General features: G+C 62.3%; 13 protein-coding genes. 4 read left to right on the plus strand and 9 right to left on the minus strand.

Translation table 11 applies throughout. The features are described 5' to 3' along the window. Positions 1-174: 174 nt before the first annotated feature. The 5 genes from xdhC to AKL28_RS18405 all read right to left on the minus strand — a co-directional run bounded on the left by xdhC (position 175) and on the right by AKL28_RS18405 (position 7973). Positions 175-1257, minus strand: coding sequence for a xanthine dehydrogenase accessory protein XdhC (xdhC, locus tag AKL28_RS18385; protein WP_050469608.1), 1083 nt, complete (start codon positions 1255-1257; stop codon positions 175-177). A gap of 25 nt (positions 1258-1282) precedes the next feature. Then, complete coding sequence (xdhB, locus tag AKL28_RS18390) at positions 1283-3652, minus strand: xanthine dehydrogenase molybdopterin binding subunit (RefSeq protein WP_050469623.1); 2370 nt, start codon at positions 3650-3652, stop codon at positions 1283-1285. 31 nt (positions 3653-3683) lie between these two features. Then, complete coding sequence (gene xdhA / locus AKL28_RS18395) at positions 3684-5168, minus strand: xanthine dehydrogenase small subunit (RefSeq protein WP_050469609.1); 1485 nt, start codon at positions 5166-5168, stop codon at positions 3684-3686. 316 nt (positions 5169-5484) lie between these two features. Then, a complete protein-coding gene (locus tag AKL28_RS18400) occupies positions 5485-6783 on the minus strand; it encodes an NCS2 family permease (RefSeq protein WP_050469610.1) in 1299 nt (432 codons plus the stop codon). A gap of 269 nt (positions 6784-7052) precedes the next feature. Next, positions 7053-7973 (minus strand): LysR family transcriptional regulator, encoded by a 921-nt coding sequence (locus AKL28_RS18405; protein ID WP_050469611.1) that lies wholly within the window; start codon positions 7971-7973, stop codon positions 7053-7055. Between the two features lie 182 nt (positions 7974-8155). Between AKL28_RS18405 and gcl the strand changes: the two genes are divergently transcribed. From gcl to pyk, 4 genes are all read left to right on the plus strand, one after another. Beyond that, positions 8156-9931: a glyoxylate carboligase gene (gene gcl / locus AKL28_RS18410; RefSeq protein WP_050469612.1), complete on the plus strand. Its 1776-nt coding sequence runs from the start codon at positions 8156-8158 to the stop codon at positions 9929-9931. Between the two features lie 113 nt (positions 9932-10044). Beyond that, entirely contained in the window at positions 10045-10824 is a 780-nt protein-coding gene (gene hyi, locus AKL28_RS18415) for a hydroxypyruvate isomerase (RefSeq protein ID WP_050469613.1), read from the plus strand. A 41-nt stretch (positions 10825-10865) separates the two neighbouring features. Beyond that, a complete protein-coding gene (gene glxR, locus AKL28_RS18420; RefSeq protein WP_050469614.1) occupies positions 10866-11756 on the plus strand; it encodes a 2-hydroxy-3-oxopropionate reductase in 891 nt (296 codons plus the stop codon). A gap of 186 nt (positions 11757-11942) precedes the next feature. Beyond that, on the plus strand, positions 11943-13361 hold the full coding sequence (gene pyk / locus AKL28_RS18425) for a pyruvate kinase (RefSeq protein ID WP_050469615.1): 1419 nt from the start codon (positions 11943-11945) through the stop codon (positions 13359-13361). 17 nt (positions 13362-13378) lie between these two features. Here pyk and AKL28_RS18430 read toward each other — a convergent pair whose 3' ends face one another. The 4 genes from AKL28_RS18430 to AKL28_RS18445 form a co-directional block, all read right to left on the minus strand. Beyond that, on the minus strand, positions 13379-14023 hold the full coding sequence (locus AKL28_RS18430) for a hypothetical protein (RefSeq protein WP_156484687.1): 645 nt from the start codon (positions 14021-14023) through the stop codon (positions 13379-13381). A gap of 26 nt (positions 14024-14049) precedes the next feature. Then, entirely contained in the window at positions 14050-14574 is a 525-nt protein-coding gene (locus tag AKL28_RS18435) for a hypothetical protein (RefSeq protein WP_156226400.1), read from the minus strand. A 244-nt stretch (positions 14575-14818) separates the two neighbouring features. Continuing rightward, a complete protein-coding gene (locus AKL28_RS18440; RefSeq protein WP_050469618.1) occupies positions 14819-16558 on the minus strand; it encodes a methyl-accepting chemotaxis protein in 1740 nt (579 codons plus the stop codon). 368 nt (positions 16559-16926) lie between these two features. Further along, positions 16927-18300 carry an 8-oxoguanine deaminase gene (locus tag AKL28_RS18445; RefSeq protein WP_050469619.1) on the minus strand — a complete coding sequence of 458 codons (1374 nt, stop codon included), beginning with the start codon at positions 18298-18300 and terminating at the stop codon, positions 16927-16929. Positions 18301-18479 lie beyond the last annotated feature (179 nt).

Consider the following 18479-nt stretch of genomic DNA (forward strand, 5'->3'; position numbering starts at 1 on the left):
CGCGGTCGGCGTCGATTCAATGGTCATCATACTGGAAGGCGCAGGCGTGACCACGCTTTCCTGATGGGTTCAAGCGGAATCGTGGGGAGGATCCGGCGAGGCCGGAATGGCATGCGCCTTCGTGGCGCGATCGTCTTGTCCGGAGGGATCCTCTGGGTGACGGCAGGGTTTTCCTCAGCCTCTGCCGTCCAACGCGTGTGTGGCCAATGCCGGAGGGAATTTGTTGCGGGCCGGCTGCGTGAAGCGCAACTCCCACAATTGCATCAGCTGGGCCACCACCGCGATGGCGATGCTGGCCGGTTCCTTGCCGTAGATGCCGGGAATGCCGATGGGGCAGGTCATGCGGTTTAACTGTTCCTGCGTGTAGCCACGGTCTGCCAGGCGGTGCTCGAACTGCTTGCGCTTGGTGTAGGAGCCGATCAGGCCGAACCAGCCGATATCCGTACGCTTCAGGATGCGTTCGGTCAGTTGCTGGTCGAGGGCGTGGCTGTGGGTCATGACGAGATAATACGCGCCCGGCTCGGCCATGTCGACTGCGGCATTGGGCACATCGGTGGCTTCCACCGTGACTTGCGGCGGCAGGCTGTCGGGGAACATGTCTTCGCGTTCGTCCACCCACAGCACGCGGCAGGGAAGGTTGGACAATACCTTGACGATGGCCGTGCCGACATGGCCGGCGCCGAACAGCACCACTTGCGGCTGGTGCGCGCGGCACAGGTCGAGCAGCCAGCGGCGGCCATAGGCATCGCGCGTGACGTAAGTCTTGCGCACGTCGCGAAACAGCGTGGCGTGCAGGCCGTTGTCCGGCCCGTTGAGGTCGCAGGCTTCGCCGTCGGTTTCATACAACTGCAGCGGATCGGCATTGTCCAGCGGCAAGGTGCGCCAGATGTCGATGCCGCTGCGCCAGTGCTGCTCCAGTTCCTTGAGCGTGCCCGAGCAGGACTGGTCGACCCGCTCAAAGGCCAGGAACACCACGCCGCCGCAGCATTGGCCCAGGCTCGGACCGAGCGCGATGCGCTCCAGCCGGCGCTGGGCCGGCAACTGGCTGGCGTCATCCTCCAGCATGGCGCGCGCGATCTGCGCTGCACGCCATTCCAGATGGCCGCCGCCGATGGTGTCGTACTGTTTGTCAGCGGTATAGACCATGCGCGCGCCGGCCTCGCGCGGCGTCGAGCCCTGGATCTCGGCCACCGTTACCAGCACCGCCGGGGTGGCGGCATCCTGCAATTCCCTCAAAGCGGCAAGCCATGTCGTCATGAATGCTCCTTGATCAGGTTCGGTCTTATTGTTTCACCGCGGCTGCGCGCACCGCGTCCACCGCGTCGAGGATGGCCTCGGACGTGGCCGGCGCACGCAGCGGCGGGTTGACGCGATGTTCGCCTACTGCCGACACCGCGTCGCGGATCGCCAGGAACACCGAGAACGGCAGCAGCAGCGGCGGTTCGCCGGTGGCCTTGGAGCGGTGGATGGTGTCGGATACGTTGCTGTTCTTGAACAGTTCGGTGCGGAAGGCCGTTGGGCAATCGGACACGCCCGGGATCTTGTAGGTCGACGGCGCGTGCGTCATCAGCTTGCCGTCCTTGTTCCACCACAGCTCCTCGGTGGTCAGCCAGCCCATGCCCTGGATGAAGCCGCCTTCCACCTGGCCCACATCGATGGCCGGGTTCAGGCTTTCGCCGGCGTCGTACAGCAGGTCGGCCTGCAGCAGTCTCCATTCGCCGGTCAGCGTGTCGATCACCACTTCAGCCACCGCCGCGCCGTAGGCGTAATAGAAGAACGGGTGGCCGTTCATGGTCTTGGAGTCCCAGTGCACGCGCGGAGTCGAGTAGAAGCCGTCCGACCACAGCTGTACGCGCTGCAGGTAGGCCTGCATCACCAGGTCGGGGAAGGCCACCGACTGTTCGCCGGCAATCGCCAGGCCGTCGGCGAAGCGCACTTCGGCAGCGTCGACATTGAAGCGCTTGGCCGCCACTTGCGCCAGCCGCGCCCGGATCTGCAGGGCAGCATCCTGCGCCGCCTTGCCGTTCAGGTCGCTGCCGGTGGAGGCGGCGGTGGCCGAGGTATTGGCGACCTTGCTGGTGTCGGTCGCGGTGCAGCGCACGCGCTCCAGCGGCAGGCCCAGCGCGTTGGCGACTACCTGCGCCACCTTGGTGTTCAAGCCCTGGCCCATTTCGGTGCCGCCGTGGTTCACCAGCACCGAGCCATCGGTGTAGACATGCACCAGCGAACCGGCCTGGTTCAGGTGCGGCACATTGAAGGAGATGCCGAATTTCACGGGCGTCAACGCCAGGCCCTTCTTCAGTACGGTGTTGCTGGCGTTGAACGCGATGACGGCCTGGCGCCGCGCCTGGTAGTCGCTGGTGCGTTCCAGTTCGTCGACCAGCGCGTGGATCACGTTGTCTTCGACCTTCTGGCCGTAGTGGGTGGTGTTGCGCGCGTTGGGGCCTTCGGCATCGCTCTTGCCGTAGAAGTTGGCGCGGCGCACTTCCAATGCATCCTTGCCGAGATTGCGCGCGATCTCGTCGACGATGTACTCGATGGCGATGGCGCCCTGCGGGCCGCCGAAGCCGCGGAAGGCGGTATTGGACTGGGTATTGGTCTTGCCGCACATGGCGTGGATCTCCACGTCCGACAGGTAGTAGGCATTGTCGAAGTGGCACACCGCGCGGGTAGCCACCGGGCCGGACAGGTCGGCCGAGAAGCCTGCGCGCGAAACCATGTCGATCTTGGCCGCGACGATGCGGCCGTTGTCGTCATAGCCGATCTCGTAGTCGTAGGCGAAGCAGTGGCGCTTGCCGGTGACGATCATGTCGTCGTCGCGGTCGGCGCGCAGTTTGACCGGACGGCGCAGGCGCACCGCCGCCACCGCAGCCGCGCAGGCCCACAGCGCCGACTGCGATTCCTTGCCGCCGAAGCCGCCGCCCATGCGCCGGCACTCCACCAGCACGTCGTGCGAGGCCACGTGCAACACATGCGCGATGTGGTGCTGCATCTCGCTCGGGTGCTGGGTCGAGCAGTAGACGTGCATGCCGCTGCCTTCCTTGGGGATGGCGTAGGAGATCTGCCCTTCGAGATAGAACTGCTCCTGGCCGCCGACGTCGAACTGGCCTTTCAGCTTGTGCGGCGCCTTGGCAAAGGCCGCGGCCGGCGTGCCGCGCGTCAGGTGCATCGGCGGCAGCACGTAGGACTGCGCCGCATGCGCTGCGCGCGGGGTCAGGATAGGCGCCAGTTCCTCGTAGTCGATCACCGCGCAGCGTGCGCCGCGGCGGGCGTTGTCGTGGCTGTCGGCCACCACGATGAAGATCGGCTGGCCCACGTACTGCACCAGGCCGTCGGCCAGCACCGGATCGTCATGGATGATGGCGCCGCACTGGTTCTCGCCGGGGATATCGTCGGCGGTAAACACCGCCACTACGCCAGGCGAAGCCTTGACCTTCGACAGGTCGATCGCACGGATCCTGGCATGGGCCTTCTGCGACAGGCCCAGCGCCGCATGCAGCGTGCCTTGCAGTTCGATGATGTCGTCGGTGTAGGTGGCTTCGCCGGTCACGTGCAGCACCGCAGACTCGTGCGGATGCGGTTTGCCGACCTCGGCCCAGCCCTTGGGCGGCAGTGTCAGCTTGGACATGAATTGTTCACTTTGCTTGTTCATCACATTCTCCTGCTCATTCTCTTTGTCACGCTCACGCCGCCACGACTGCGAAGGCGCGTACAGCGTCGGCCGCCAGCGGCGCATCGGCACGGGTTTCCAGCCAGTAGCGGTACAGCAGGTTTTGCGCGGTGCGCAGGCGGTAAGCCGAGGTGGCGCGCATGTCCGACAGCGGCGCGTAGTCCTGCGCCATGGCTGCCATCGCGGCGCGCACTTGCTCTTCGCTCCAGTCCTTCCCGTTCAGGATGGCTTCGGCCTGCGAGGCGCGCTTGGGGGTAGCCGCCATGCCGCCGTAGCACATGCGCGCTTCTTTCACCTTGCCGCCGTCCAGTGTGAAAGCGAAGGCGGCGCATACGGCCGAGATATCTTGATCGAAACGCTTGGACAGCTTATAGACGCGGAATTGCACATCCGCGCGCGGCAGCGGCACGCGCACCGCCTGCACGACTTCATTGGGCTGCAGCGCCGACTTCTGGTAAGCGATATAGAACTCTTCCAGCGGCATCACGCGCTGGCCGTCCACGCCATGCAGCACGATCTGCGCACCGAGCGCGATCAGCCATGGCATGGAGTCGCCAATCGGCGAGCCGTTGGCGACGTTGCCGCCCAAGGTGCCGGCATTGCGCACCGGCATCGAGGCGAAGCGCTGCCACAGTTCCGACAATTCCTTCGGATAATGCTTGTTCAGTTCGCCATACGCCTGCTCCAGCGAAATGCCGGCGCCGATTTCCAGGAAGCCGTCCTTCTCTTCCATCCGGCGCAGTTCTTCCACCTGGCCGATATAGATGATGTCGCCCAAATCGCGCATGTGCTTGGTCACCCACAGGCCAACGTCGGTCGAGCCGGCCAGGATGCGCGCCTTGGGGAGGCTGCTGCGCAATTGCGCCAGTTGCGCCAGCGTGCGCGGCGCATGGAACGTCTGGCCGTTGTGGGTCACCGCCAGCGGTTCTTCGCGCTGGATGCCGCGCAGCGCCTCGGCCAGTTGCTGGCGGTCAAATTCCACCGCCGGCAACTGGCCCATGCGGCGCGCGGCATCGATGATGGGGCGGTAGCCGGTGCAGCGGCACAGGTTGCCCGACAACGTGTCGTCGATCTCGCGCTTGGTCGGTTCGATGCCATCCTTGTCATGCTTCAGGTACAGGCCCCACAGCGACATCACGAAGCCCGGCGTGCAGAAGCCGCATTGCGAACCGTGGCATTCCACCATGGCCTGCTGCACCGGATGCAGGCAGCCGTCGGCTTGCTTCAGGTCTTCCACGGTGAACAGCGCGCGGCCGTCCAGCGTCGGCAAAAATTGGATGCAGGAGTTGACCGTCTTCAATTCCAGCTTGTCGCCGAGCAGCTCGCCGACCACCACTGTGCAGGCGCCGCAGTCGCCTTCGGCGCAGCCTTCCTTTGTGCCGGTGCAATGCAGGTCCTCGCGCAGGTGCTGCAGCACGGTGCGGGTATTGGGCAGGCCCTGGGCCTGGTGGATCTCTCCACGGTAATAAAACTGGATGGGGCGAATCGGTTCTGACATGTGTTTGCTCTATGTAATTGTCTACAAAACAGTTGCTGCTTTGCGGCGCGCTCCAGGGCGGATCGTGGGGCGCACTCTTATTGTTCGAGCGAGCGGGAAGCGCTTGTTCCGCACATGGGCGGATCTTTTTCTGCTTCCTGCACTGCCGTTTCTTGCGTGGATATGCATTCAAGAAACGTGCCGGGGTTCTCAAAGGATGGAACTGATTGTCCGCTTCGTTTTGTTGGAAACGATTGTCCAATTCCATCGTTTGACAATCCCGGGATGCGCCGCCTGGAGGTGGCGCATCCCGTTACTGCTGTTGCCTGCCGCTGCCTTATTCGCCGAGGTAGACCAGCTTGAACAGGAAGATGGCGGCAATGATCCAGATTACCACCGACACGTCCTTTACGCGCCCGGTCAGCAGCTTCAGGCCGGCGTAGCTGATGAAGCCCAGCGCCAGGCCGTTGGCGATCGAGTAGGTGAAGGGCATGACCAGCGCGGTGATCACGGCCGGCACGCATTCGGTGGTGTCATCCCAATCGATGTGCACCAGCTCGCGCACCATCAGGCAAGCCACGAAGAACAGCGCCGGCGCAGTCGCATAGGCCGGCACCACGCCCGCCAGCGGCGCGATGAACAGGCACAGCAGGAACAGCACGGCAATCGCCACTGCGGTCAGGCCGGTACGGCCACCCGCTTGCACGCCTGCCGCACTTTCAATATAGGCAGTGGTGCTGGAGGTGCCAAGCAGGGAACCGGCGACGATGGCGGTGCTGTCGGCCATCAGCGCCTTGTTCAGGCGATCCATCTTGCCTTCCTTCATCAGCCCGGCGCGCTGGGCCACGCCCATCAGCGTGCCGGTGGCGTCGAACAGTTCAACCAGGAAGAACACCAGCACCACGTTGAGCAAGCCCATCGACAGCGCACCCTTCACATCCAGCTGCAGGAAGGTCGGCGCCAGCGACGGCGGCGGCGCGAACACGCCGCTGAAGTGGTTGCCGCCGAACAAGAAGCTCAGCACGGTGACCAGCAGGATGCCGATCAGCAGTGCACCGCGTACCTTCAGCCTGTCCAGCGCCACGATCACCAGGAAGCCGATGATGGCCATCACCGCCGCCGGATGGTGCAGGTCGCCCATGGTGACGAAGGTGGCGGGATTGGCGGCGATGATGCCGGCGCTCTTCAGGGAGATGATCCCCAGGAACAGCCCGATGCCGGCCGGGATGGCCGTCCTCAGCGACTTCGGGATGCTCTTGATGATCAGTTCACGGATGCGCAGCAGGCTGACGATCAGGAACAGGCAGCCCGAGATCAGCACCGCGCCCAGCGCAGCCTGCCAGGGGAACCCCATGCCTTTGACTACCGCGTAAGCGAAGTAGGCGTTGAGACCCATGCCAGGCGCCAGGCCGATGGGGTAGTTGGCGTACAGGCCCATGATCAGGGTACCGACGGCGGCGGCCAGGCAGGTGGCGACGAATACCGAATCCTTGGGCATGCCGGCGTCGCCCAGGATGGAGGGATTGACGAAGATGATGTAGGCCATTGTCAGGAAGGTTGTCAGGCCTGCCAGCAATTCGGTGCGGACGGTGGTACCGTTCTCGCTGAGTTTGAAGTATTTGTCTAGCGCGTTCATTATTGGTTGTCTCCGTTTGGTCCTTTTTTATACGCCGGAAAACTTGCCTGCTTGCGAGACAGGCAAAAAATGGGCGTTGCTTTGTGCGTATTGGTTGCAGCGTACGTAATGTCGTTTAATTTCATGGTGAGGACGTAAGTCGCGGGAAATAGCCACTATAAACATATTGTTATATGTGTATAAGGCGCTTAAAAAAGGCTTGTTGCAAGAGGATTGGTGCGGCGCATTGAGGATGTATGGGTATGGAATCCCGTTGATGCCGATAGCGTTTATGGCTTCGCCACCGCCCGGTTCCAATAATCCGGCTGCGCATAAACCTCCTTCAGGTAATCGATGAAAAACCGCGTCTTGGCCGGCAAATGCCGTTGCTGCGGATATACCGCCATGATGTCGTAATGCGGCAGGGCGTAGTCGTCCAGCACCGTCACCAGCTCTCCCGAAGCCAGTTGCGCCTGGATTTCCCAGGTCGAGCGCCAGGCCAGGCCCAGGCCTTCGCCGGCCCAGCGGTGCAGCAATTCGCCGTCGTTGCAGTCGAGATTGCCCTGCACCTTGACGATCACCGGCTTGCCATTTTGCTGGAAATACCAGCCGCGCTGCTGGCCGCCTTGCAGGTTGAAGGCCAGGCAATTGTGCTGGGCCAGGTCGTCCAGCGTCTTGGGCATGCCGTTGCGGTGCAGGTATTCGGGCGAAGCGCACACCACCCGGCGGTTGCTGGCCAGGCGCACGGCCACGAAGCTGGGTTCGATCGCGCCGCCGATGCGGATGCCCAGGTCGTAGCCTTCGCGCACCAGGTCGACCACACGGTCGGTCAGGTTGAACGAGATCTGCACCTCGGGGTGCGCCGCCAAAAAGGCCGGGGCATGCGGCGCCACATGCAGGCGGCCGTAGGCGGCAGGGGTGGAGACCACCAGGTGGCCGGTAGCCTTATGGCGGCCTTCGGCGATGCTCTTCTCTGCCGTCTCCATCTGCTCCAGCAGCTTGCGGCAGTGGTCGAGGAAGACGCTGCCTTGCTCGGTCAGCGTCAGGTGGCGCGTGGTCCGGTGCATCAGCTTGGTGCCCAGGCGTTTTTCCAGGGCATCGATGCGCCTGCCCATCATCACCGGCGTCACTTTCTCTTCCAGCGCCGCCGCCGCCAGGCTGCCTTTGTCGACCACCAAGACAAAAGCTTCAATTTGTTTGAGTTTGTCCATTATCCGATCCAATTCAATACTTTTTCTATATTTCCATACTTTTGATAAGTAATAAATAGATTTTTTTTGTTCTTATCAATCGAAATTGTAGCGACTAGGATGGGCTCCAGAACGAATCAGAGAATGGTGCGCCGCCAAGGGCGACCACCACCTTATAGCAATCTGGAATCCTGGAGAACAACATGGCAAAGATGAGAGCAGTCGACGCAGCAGCCTACGTGCTGGAAAAAGAAGGTTGTCTGCAAGCCTTCGGCGTGCCGGGCGCGGCGATCAACCCGTTTTACTCGGCATTGAAGCGCCACGGCGGCATCAAGCACATCCTGGCGCGCCACGTCGAGGGCGCCTCGCACATGGCCGAAGGCTATACCCGCGCCAAGGCCGGCAACATCGGCGTGTGTATCGGCACCTCGGGTCCGGCCGGCACCGACATGATTACCGGCCTGTACTCGGCCCAGGCCGACTCCATCCCCATCCTGTGCATCACCGGCCAGGCGCCGCGCGCCCGCTTGTACAAGGAAGACTTCCAGGCGGTCGACATCGAATCCATCGCCAAGCCGGTCACCAAGTGGGCCGTCACCGTGCGCGAGCCGGCGCTGGTGCCGCGCGTATTCCAGCAGGCTTTCCACCTGATGCGCTCGGGCCGCCCCGGCCCGGTGCTGATCGACATGCCGTTCGACGTGCAGATGGCCGAGATCGAGTTCGATCCGGACACCTACGAGCCGCTGCCGGTCTACCGCCCCGGAGCCACCCGTGCGCAGATCGAAAAGGCGCTGGCCATGCTCAATGAATCGGAGCGCCCGCTGCTGACCATCGGCGGCGGCGTGGTCAATGCCGATGCTGCGGCACTGGCGGTGGAGTTCGCCGAACTGACCGGCGTGCCGGTCATCCCTACGCTGATGGCCTGGGGCGCGATCCCCGACGACCACCCGCAGATGGTCGGCATGGTCGGCCTGCAGACCAGCCACCGCTACGGCAACGCCACCATGCTGGCATCCGACTTCGTGCTGGGCGTCGGCAACCGCTGGGCCAACCGCCACACCGGTTCCATCGACGTCTTCACCAAGGGCCGCAAGTTCGTCCACGTCGACATCGAGCCGACCCAGATTGGCCGCGTGTTCGGCCCCGACTACGGCATCGTCAGCGATGCCGGCGCGGCGCTGAAACTGTTCGTCGAGGTGGCCAGGGAACTGAAGGCCGCCGGCAAGCTGCCGGACCGGTCAGCCTGGCTGGCCGAATGCCAGCAGCGCAAGAAGACCATGCTGCGCCGGACCAACTTCAATGAAACGCCGGTCAAGCCGCAGCGCGTGTATGAAGAAATGAACCGCGCCTTCGATCGCGAGACCTGCTACGTGGCCACCATCGGCCTGTCGCAGATCGCCGCCGCGCAATTCCTGCACGTCTACAAGGACCGCCACTGGATCAATTGCGGCCAGGCCGGCCCGCTGGGTTGGACCATTCCTGCCGCACTGGGCGTGGTCGCCGCCGATCCGAAGCGCAAAGTGGTGGCGATCTCGGGCGACTACGACTTCCAGTTCATGATCGAAGAGCTGGCCGTGGGCGCGCAGTTCAACCTGCCTTATTTGCACGTGCTGGTGAACAACTCCTACCTCGGCCTGATCCGCCAGGCGCAGCGCGGCTTCGACATGGACTACTGCGTGCAACTGGCGTTCGAGAACGTCAACGCGCCGGAACTCAACGGCTACGGCGTGGACCACGTCGCCGTGGTCGAAGGCCTGGGCTGCAAGGCGATCCGCGTGACCGACCCCAACGGCATCCAGGACGCCTTCGTGCAAGCCAAGCGCCTGATGGAGGAATTCCGCGTGCCGGTGGTGGTGGAAATCATCCTGGAGCGCGTGACCAACATCGCGATGGGCACCGAGATCGATGCCATCAACGAATTCGAGGAACTGGCGACCAAGCCGGAACACGCACCGACTGCCATCAGCATGCTCGACTGAGCGGCTGAAACGCACCGATCCGAAGAGGAGACAAAAGTCGCCGGCAAGAGCGATACCACTGAACGGCCACACCAAGTCCAGCCTATCCGGCGGGCCAAGAACAAGGAGCACCCATGACCAAACTCGCTGCCAACCTCACCATGCTGTTCACCGAGCAGCCTTTCCTCGACCGCTTCCAGGCTGCCGCCGACGCCGGCTTCAAGGCGGTCGAATTCCTGTTCCCCTACGCCTTCGACCCCGAGCAGATCGCCGACCGCCTGCGCGCGGCCAAGCTGCAACTGGTGCTGCACAACCTGCCGGCCGGCAACTGGGACGGCGGCGAACGCGGCATCGCCTGCCATCCGGACCGCGTGGCTGAATTTCGCGTCGGCGTGGACGCTGCCATCCGCTATGGCAGCGCATTGGGCGTGAAGCAGTTGAACTGCCTGGTCGGCATCCTGCCTCAGGGCGTCTCGCGCGAAGTTGCGCGCGAAGTCCTGGTCGGCAACCTGAAGTACGCCGCCGGCAAGCTGAAAGAGCAGGGCATCCGCCTCCTGATCGAACCGATCAACAGCTTCGACATCCCGGGCTTCTTCCTCAACACCACCCGGCAGGCGGTGGAACTGATTCTCGCCACCGGCTCGGACAACCTGTTCGTGCAGTACGACATCTACCACATGCAGCGCATGGAAGGCGAACTGGCCAACACCATCAAGGCCAACCTTTCGCTGATCGCCCACGTGCAACTGGCCGACAACCCGGGCCGCTTCGAACCCGGCACCGGCGAGATCAATTACCGCTACCTGTTCCGCTTCCTCGACGAGATCGGCTACGACGGCTGGATCGGCTGCGAGTACAAGCCCAAGGCCGGAACGAAAGAAGGGCTGGGCTGGATCAAGGAACACGGCCTCTAAGCCATCGCTAAACACCACACCAATCATCAAGGAGAAACATCATGGCAAAAGTCGGATTCATCGGCCTGGGCATCATGGGCGCACCCATGGCGGAAAACCTGCAAAAGGGCGGCCACAAGCTCTACCTGCACGACCAGAAGAACCCGCCGGCGGCATTGCTGGAGGGCGGCGCCACCGTCTGTACCTCGGGCGCAGAAGTTGCCAAGCGCGCCGACATCATCATCGTCATGGTGCCGGACACCCCGCACGTGGAAGCCGTGTTGTTCGGCGACAAGGGCGTGGCCGAAGGCCTGTCGGCCGGCAAGATCGTGGTCGACATGAGTTCGATCTCGCCCATCGCCACCAAGGGCTTCGCGCAAAAGATCAACGCGCTGGGCTGCCAGTACCTGGACGCCCCGGTCTCGGGCGGTGAAGTCGGCGCCAAGGCGGCCTCGCTGACCATCATGGTGGGCGGTTCGGAAGGTGCCTTCAATGACGTCAAGCCGCTGTTCGAACTGATGGGCAAGAACATCACTCTGGTCGGCGGCAACGGCGACGGCCAGACCACCAAGGTCGCCAACCAGATCATCGTGGCATTGAACATCCAGGCCGTGGCCGAAGCATTGCTGTTCGCCTCCAAGGCCGGCGCCGACCCGGCGCGCGTGCGCCAGGCGCTGATGGGCGGTTTCGCGGCATCGCGCATCCTGGAAGTGCACGGCGAGCGCATGGTCAAGCGCACCTTCAATCCGGGCTTCCGTATCGAACTGCACCAGAAGGACCTGAACCTGGCATTGCAAGGCGCCAAGCAACTCGGCGTCAGCCTGCCCAACACCGCCGCCGCGCAGGAACTGATGAACGCCTGCGCCGCCAACGGCATGAGCGGGCTGGACCACTCGGCGTTGTGCCGCGCGGTGGAGATCATGTCCAACCACGAGATCGCCAAGGCTTCCTGAGCTGACTAGTGCATTACCGCCGTCGTCCTGACGAAAGTCGGGACCCAGCGACGTTCAACGGCGTTTGATGCGCAACGAACGCTACTGGGTCCCGGCCTTCGCCGGGACGACGTGGTTTTTGAGATTGCAGCTTGTTTCAAGCATTACTTCAAACAACAACCAAAACACTTCCCCCGGAGACTCACCATGCGCCGCCAACGCCAGGCAAAAATCGTCGCCACTCTAGGCCCCGCCAGCGCTTCTCGCCAAATGATCCAGGCGCTGTTCGAAGCCGGCGCCGACGTTTTCCGTTTCAACTTCAGCCACGGCACCCACGCCGACCATCAGGCGCGCTACCAGATCGTGCGCGAAGTCGAACGCGAAGTCGGCCGCCCGATTGCGGTACTGGCCGACCTGCAAGGCCCCAAGCTGCGCATCGGCCAGTTTATCGAGGGCAAAGTGACACTGCTGCAAGGACAGGAGTTCACGCTCGACCGCGACGCGAAACCGGGCGACATCAACCGCGTCTGCCTGCCGCACCCGGAACTGTTCGAGGCAATCGCCGCCGGCCAGTCGCTGCTGCTGGACGACGGCAAGCTGCGCCTGCAGGTGGAATACAGCAATGGCGCGATCATCCGTACCCGCGTGGTCAACGGCGGCGTACTGTCCGACCGCAAGGGTGTCAACGTACCTGACGCCGTGCTGCCGATCCCGGCGCTGACCGAGAAAGACCGGCGCGACCTGGCCTTCGCGCTGGACATGGGCGCGGACTGGATCGCACTGTCCTTCGTACAGCGTCCGGAAGATGTGGAAGAAGCGCGCAGCCTGATCGGCGGCCGCGCCGCCGTGCTGTCGAAACTGGAAAAGCCCGCCGCGCTGGACCGGCTGGATGAGATTGTGCGGGCATCGGACGCCATCATGGTGGCACGCGGCGACCTCGGTGTGGAGCTGCCGCCCGAACGCGTGCCCGGCACGCAAAAGCGCATCCTGCGCGTGTGCCGCCAGCACGGCAAGCCGATCGTGATCGCCACGCAAATGCTGGAATCGATGATCACCGCACCGGTGCCCACCCGCGCCGAAGTCTCGGACGTGGCCAGCGCCATCTACGACGGTTCCGACGCCGTGATGCTCTCGGCCGAATCGGCCAATGGCGCCTATCCGCTGCAGGCGGTATCGATGATGGACCGCGTGATCGCCGAAGTGGAGCGCGATCCCTTGTACCGGAACATGCTCGACGCCCAGCACGAGACGCCGCAGCCCAATCGCTCCGACGCCATCTGCTCGGCCCTGCGCGACGTGGCCGGCATCGTCGGCGCCACTGCCACCGTGACCTACACCAGCTCCGGCCACACCAGCCTGCGCGCTGCCCGCGAACGGCCGATGGCGCCCATCCTCAGCATCACCCCGCAACTGGCGACGGCGCGCCGCCTGGCATTGGTATGGGGCGTGCACTCCACCATCAGCGACCAGATCCACAATGAAAGCGACATGGTCAGCGCGGCCTGCCAGACGGCATTGAAGGAAGGTTTCGCCAAGAAGGGCGACCAGATTGCGATTACCGCCGGCATGCCGTTTGGGCAGCCGGGGAGTACTAATCTGTTGAGGTTGGCGGAGGTGTGGGGTTGATAAAGCTGGTAGGCCGGTTATTGGCTTGCCAGCTTGGCTAATCCGCCACTGCGCTGCATATCTAACAGGCATTTGATTAGCATCTGTTCCAGCATGTCATCAAATACCTGCCTGGATGGACGAAGCTGGATGTCGTCCGGAAATTTGGATTTTGCAGTTACCGAGTAATACGCGCCGGGAACAGCCGAAGAGTTGACGGTCATGCCCCGGTGCTGGATGGATAGTGAGAGTTCGAACTCCTCCTTGGTCGTGACATATCCGTCTCCCCAGCTTCTGCCGAGCTGTGTGCCTTTATCGATGGCATCAGCTATATCGGAAACGTCATTGAGCGTTACTGTCACCGTTCCCGCTTCTCCTTTCTGAACGATTTCGACCATACCGGTGTGTTGGAATGCCTCCGTGAATTTTTGTCTGAGCATGTTCATGTCAGGTGCCGGAACCTGGATTTCCATGAAGCTTCTCTCTTTGGATGGAATATGGCCATTCAGTTGCCATTCGACTTCCAGTTTCAGTTTCAGCGGCTCGTTGTTATTAGTGAGATCCGCTACATTGACCCTAGCCAGGGATGTATCAGGATAGGCACCGACTGAAATGGAAGTGCAGCCGGGTAGGGCGATTGCTAGGCTGCAAGCAATTGCGAGAAAAGGCTTTTGGATATTCATGGCGAGGACGGTGATTCGATGAATTGTCATTTCTCAAAAAATCCGAGTTTGGCGGAACCCTGGGCTTCAATTTTTTCGCCGACGACCGTCTTGCTGATTTCTTCTTCGATCCAAACGGCCGAATATGTTTCGCTCAGTTTCCCACGCACTACATAGACCTTGTCAACCTCAGGTGTGAAGCTGACGATGCCTTTCACGCCGTATACGGTGTTTGCCATCGCCATGATGGGGGCAGCATATGTGGTCCGAGCGGAGACGCTGACCTTCAGCGGCTGCGCTGGAATCGGACGTTGTACCTTTTGGACGGCCATGATGGCTCCTCGGCCCTCATTGACGCGGCGTGTGGTGAACAAGGCATTATCGATTTCATCGCCATTCACAGACAACGTATAGAAGATGTCCGCCTTGCTCATGCTGTAGACATCAGATGAATCCTTAAGTATCGCAGTAGGGCCGGTATAACCTTCCGGTACTGCTGTCTTGTATGTGGCGCAAGCGGACAGTGCGATAGTTGAGGCCACGATCAGACTAGTGCGAAATGCTGTTTTCATACTGAATTCCCCTTATTTTATTAATGCTCTTTGACCCCGAGTGCAAGGAATCTAGACTGTTGATTCTAAATCAAGTGGATGAGCTTATTTTTTCTGCCCGTTTGCATCAATGATCGCGCAACGTGAATTTGTAGAAATTTCCAGTCTCGCCAGCTCTTTCGGATAACCAAATCAAAAATAGCTTGCGAAGAAAAGACAAAGGCGCCCGTAGGCGCCTTTATAAAGGGATGCCGAAAGATTCCGCTCAGAACTGCTCCCAATCATCATCAGCCGCCTTGGTTGTTATCGCGGCAGACGCGTGTGCAGGTTTGGCTTCCGTTGTTGTCGGTTTGTGAGCGAAAGTGCGAGTTGCGGGAATCGGCTTCTTCATCACCGGCGTGGTGGCCTTTGGCGCAAGGTGGCCCAAGATCGTCGCCAGGGAGGGAGCAGTCGTTATTTCCGCATCCAGCTTGAACACGCTAACCGCCTCCATCAACTGCGCCGCCTGCTCCTGCATCGCCTGCGCCGCGGCAGCAGCTTCTTCCACCAATGCAGCGTTCTGCTGCGTCGATTCATCCATCAGTGTGATGGCGCGGTTGATTTCTTCGATGCCGGTGCTTTGCTCCTGGCTGGCGGAACTGATCTCGGCGACGATGTCGGTCACGCGCTTCACGCTGGAGACGACCTCGGTCATGGTGGAACCGGCTTGCGCCACCAGTTTGCTGCCGGTGTCGACCTTGGTCACCGAGTCGTCGATCAGGGCTTTGATTTCCTTGGCGGCGGTAGCGCTGCGCTGGGCCAGCGATCGTACTTCGGAGGCGACCACCGCAAAGCCCCGGCCTTGTTCGCCGGCGCGGGCGGCTTCGACTGCGGCGTTGAGCGCCAGGATGTTGGTCTGGAAAGCGATGCCGTCGATCACGCCGATGATGTCGACGATCTTCCTGGAGGATTCATTGATCGAGGCCATGGTGTCGACGACCTGATTGACCACCGTGCCACCTTCGACCGCCACGCCCGAGGCGGAGACTGCCAACTGGTTGGCCTGGCGCGCGTTGTCGGCGTTCTGCTTGACGGTGGAGGTCAGTTCTTCCATCGCCGAGGCGGTTTCTTCCAGTGAACCTGCCTGCTGTTCGGTGCGCGAGGACAAGTCCATGTTGCCGCTGGCGATTTCCCCGGAAGCGTGGTTGATGGTGTCGGTGCCGCTGCGCACGCGGCTGACGATGCTGCAGAGGTTTTCGTTCATCAGTTTCAGGGCCGCCATCAGTTCGCCGGTTTCATCCTTCGACTTGACTTCGACGTGCGTGCTGAGGTCGCCGTCGGCTACGCGCCGGGCCACGGCGACCGCGTTGATCAGCGGACGCGTGATGCTGCGCGAGACCAGCAGCGCCACCGCCGCGGCCAGCAGCAGGGCCACTACCGCCAGGCTATTGATGATGGTGCGGGCGCTGCCGGAGTCTTGTGCTGCGGCGTCTCCCGCCGCGTCCATCAGCCCGCCCTGGTAGTCGAACATGGCGTCGAGTGCGATGAAGTACTTGACCTGCACCGGCATGAATTGCTGGGGCAGGAAGACCTTGGCCTCATCGACCTGGCCGGCCTGTGCCAGCGCCATCAGCTTGTCGCGCGCCGGAATGTAGGCGTCGCGCGCGGCGATGGTGGCTTCGATGTAGCGCTTGTCCTCGTCGGTGCGGGCGACCTCGCGCATTTTCATCAGGCCTTCGTTCATCTTCTTGTCCGCTGTGGCGGCATCGGCCGCCAATGCCTTGATGCGTTCGGCATCTGCGGTCAGCAGGATGTCGCGGATGTCGAGCGCGATCTTGTTGACCTGGATCTGGATGGTGTTGGCCATCACGGTCTTGGGATAGCGGTCCTTGACGATCAGGTTGATGCCGTCCGTCAGCCGGGCTAGCTGGGTGTTGCCGAGGGCGGCAATGGCGATCAGGAGCGCAATCACGACCCCGAAGCCGATGGCGAGGCGGGCGCCGATTTTCATGTTGGCAATTTTCATGGTGGACCTTCTGCGCTAGCGTTGTTCGGGAAAAAGGAGTGATGGAATGACGGGGCGCCGTTTCCCACAGGCATTGATACGCACGTGCAGAACCGGCGCGAGGCCGGATGCACTTGTGAGGCTGCTGTGAGAGTTGAGCGATGAAGCGGACGATTCCCCGTCACCTTGATTGCAAGTCTTGTGCCAAAAAATCAGGCGAGTTTTTTATTGTTCTGCGGCGGCAAGCTGGCATGCCGGTCGGCTGCCCTTGCTCTTCTGGTGTTGCGGCGCCGTCGGAAAAGCCTTGGGTGAAGGCTGTTCCGATCCGCTATGCGACGCCTGGGGCATCTCTGGCGATGCCCGGTTGACGGGGGATGTTGGCGCGTCCCTCAGCACGCCGCTTCGGCCAGTTCCAGCGACAGTGCGTTGTGGCGCTCTATCACTGTGCCGAGGTCGATGGTGGTGCATTGCCCCTCGCGCACTACCACACGGCCGTTGATGATGCTCCAGGCCACATTGGCCGGGGTACAGAACACCAGTGCGGCCACCGGGTCGTGCTGGCCGCCGGCGAAGCCGATCTGACGCGTGTCGAACAGCACCACGTCGGCCGACATGCCGGGTTTCAGGGCGCCGATGTCGTCGCGGTTCAATACCTTGGCGCCGCCCAGCGTGGCGATCTCCAGTGCCTGGCGCGCGGTCATGGCGTCCGGGCCGAAGCCGACGCGCTGCAGCAGCATGGCTTGCCGCACTTCGCCCATCATGTGGGCGGAGTCGTTGGAGGCGCTGCCGTCCACGCCCAGGCCGACCGGTACGCCGGCATCGATCATCTTGCGGATGGGCGCGATGCCGGAGGCCAGCCGCATGTTGGAGCAGGGGCAGTGCGCCACGCCCGTGCCGGTGCGGGCGAACAGGGCGATGCCGTGGTCGTCCAGCTGCACGCAGTGGGCGTGCCAGACATCGTGGCCGACCCAGCCGCAGTCTTCGGCGTATTCGGCCGGGGTCATGTTGAATTTCTCGCGGCTGTAGGCGATGTCGCTGACGTTTTCGGCCAGGTGGGTGTGCAGCGAGACTTTGTAGTGGCGCGCCAGGTTGGCCGCTTCGCGCATCAGGTCGCGCGAGACCGAGAAGGGCGAGCAGGGGGCTACCACGATGCGCTGCATGGCATGGCGGGAGGCGTCGTGGTAGCTCTCGATCAGGCGGCGCGTGTCTTTCAGGATGGCTTCTTCGTCTTCCACCACGCGGTCCGGCGGCAGGCCGCCCTTGGACTGGCCCACGCTCATCGCGCCGCGCGCGCCGTGGAAGCGCATGCCGATTTCGGCGGCGGCTTCCAGGCTGTCGTCCAGGCGGGTCTTGTTGGGGTAGATGTAGAGGTGGTCGCTGCTGGTGGTACAGCCGGAGAGGATCAGTTCGGCCATCGCGGTCAGTGTCGAGACCTTGATCATTTCGGGCGTCAGGCCGGCCCAGATCGGGTAGAGGTTGGTCAGCCAGTTGAACAGTTCGCCGTTTTGCGCGGCGGGGATGGCGCGCGTCAGGCTTTGGTACATGTGGTGGTGGGTGTTGACCAGGCCGGGGATGACTACGTGATGCGCGGCGTCGATGATTTCGTCGGCTGCTTGCGGCAGCTCGGCGTTGGGGCCGACTTGTTCGATGATGTTGTTGCGGATGAAGATGGCGCCGTTTTTGATTTCTTCACGGGTGTCGTTCATGGTGACGACGACTTTTGCGTTCTTGATCAGCAGGGTTTTGTCTTTTGCTTGTTGCATGTGCGGGACTCCTTTTGTTGTTCCTTATTGGTTGGTGCTGGTTTTTTTGTCGGCGCAGGTGACAGTGGAGTCCCTTTTTATCCCTATTAACGCTGCGTCGGAGGGGTTGTTTTTGTTACTTGTTGCTTGTTGCTGTTGGGTAGTCTGGTCTTGCTGCGTGTTGGTGTACTGGCTTGATG

Source organism: Herbaspirillum chlorophenolicum, assembly GCF_001189955.1.
GTDB classification, from domain to species: Bacteria; Pseudomonadota; Gammaproteobacteria; order Burkholderiales; family Burkholderiaceae_D; genus Herbaspirillum; species Herbaspirillum chlorophenolicum.